At 30.9% G+C, this 1596-nt stretch carries 2 protein-coding genes; both read left to right on the top strand.

Annotated elements, in window-relative coordinates; all coding sequences use genetic code 11:
- Window positions 1–284 precede the first annotated feature (284 nt).
- Complete coding sequence (locus LX95_RS14475; RefSeq protein WP_146240812.1) at window positions 285–485, top strand: hypothetical protein; 201 nt, start codon at window positions 285–287, stop codon at window positions 483–485.
- Window positions 482–922 carry a hypothetical protein gene (locus tag LX95_RS14480; RefSeq protein WP_111542170.1) on the top strand — a complete coding sequence of 147 codons (441 nt, stop codon included), beginning with the start codon at window positions 482–484 and terminating at the stop codon, window positions 920–922. Before LX95_RS14475 ends, LX95_RS14480 begins: the two co-directional genes overlap by 4 nt.
- Window positions 923–1596: the final 674 nt, after the last annotated feature.

A 1596-nucleotide genomic window follows, 5' to 3' on the forward strand; every position in this document is an offset into this window, starting at 1 on the left:
TAACGCTTCACCGTATATCATAACCTTAATCCTCTCTTTATTCTTTCTGATTTATACTATAAAATTAATAAGAATCAAACTTAAGACGTATATAATTTATTGCTGGCTTATCGCCTACTGACGAAAGTCCTCGCGGACTTTCTTGGTCGGTAATTATTTACTAAATTAGTTGTTTAAATCACGCAACAAATCATATACAACAACGTTGTGCGTCATTTATGAAAATCTGGATTCAAATATTAATTCTGACTATTATTACATTCATAGTTATAACATTAGTCACAATGAAAATTCAAACGCCGTTTGACGGAAACGATACTTATGGCTTCCCTTTTACCTTTCACGTTAAATGGAGTGGAGAATGTATTGATTGTCCAGAAAATCCAACAGAAACTTACTATGGATACTTGTTAATCGATTTTCTAATATCTGGAATTATAGGATATGGTCTTTTAAAACTATTCAAACGATTAAAAAATAAATGAAAACGAACTTTGAAATTGTAGATAATTATGCGGTTCAATTAAATGGTATACACATTGATTTACACAATAATTTTGAATTCAAAGAAATATCGGAATTTGAAAACAATGTGCGAATTGAATTTATCAAATCAACTGGAGATTGGGTTCACGAAAATGAATTTGAAAAACTGACTTTTTTACACCAAAATGTTACTTTTAAAAACTCAGATGATGGAGACAATTCGGAATCTCCACAAGACGAAAACACATTAAGCGGAATTACATTCTTTCCCAAATCAACGCGTGAAATAAATGATGGGTTTATGGGACAAAAAAAACCGAATAAAAATGATGATATAGTTTATCTTTTCGAAAACGGAAAAATGTTTCGTCTGAATTGCGAGCGGATTGAACTAATTACGGAAAATAAAAAAACGAACGCACAACACCGTGTATAATTCATTGCTAGTTATAGTCTACTTACGAAAGTCCTCGCGGACTTTCTATCTGTGATTTATTTGCTAACTTTAGTGCTTAAACACGCAACGAAATCATGCACAAACACGTTAGCAATCATAGTAAAAATCACCTCTGCTCCTAGTATCTTCTAGTATTTTTAAAAATAAACTTTCCTCTTATTATCTGTTTAATTTTAAAATCGTTACGAAAATAATTTAACTGTAAAGCAGATTGATAAATTAAGTTTTTTAAGTTTAAACCTACCAAACGATATAAATTCAATCTCTAATTAAATACAAAGCAGAACGGGTTAATTAAAAAAAAAGAGAAAAGCTGGTTCTCAAAGATTGTCAAGTCATAAAAGTCAGTTAATCAAAACAGCAGAAACGATAAACGCAACTTTAATAGCAGATTCTTAAAAGCAGGACGGGCTGCAAAGAGTTTTACAAACACTTTTTGCTAAACATTGGTAAAAGCAAAACTACGTTTAGCTCTTGCATTTTACGTTATTTTAAAAGTTCTAACGGTTATTCAATAAGTTATTAAGTCCGATCAAAACGGATAACAACTACAATAGCTAACAACGTATAACAGCAATTGCTACGGATTTATCCTACGGACAAATCCTTGCGTGCTCAATATTTCAGTATTTTACTTATCTTAGCTTTAAACC

Source organism: Mesonia algae (assembly GCF_003253545.1).
Lineage (GTDB): Bacteria > Bacteroidota > Bacteroidia > Flavobacteriales > Flavobacteriaceae > Mesonia > Mesonia algae.

Excerpts from the sequence above, each read along its gene's own strand:
- LX95_RS14475 (WP_146240812.1), top strand. The coding sequence starts at position 285 with ATGAAAATTCAAACGCCGTTTGACGGAAACGATACTTATGGCTTCCCT.
- LX95_RS14480 (WP_111542170.1), top strand. The coding sequence starts at position 482 with ATGAAAACGAACTTTGAAATTGTAGATAATTATGCGGTTCAATTAAAT.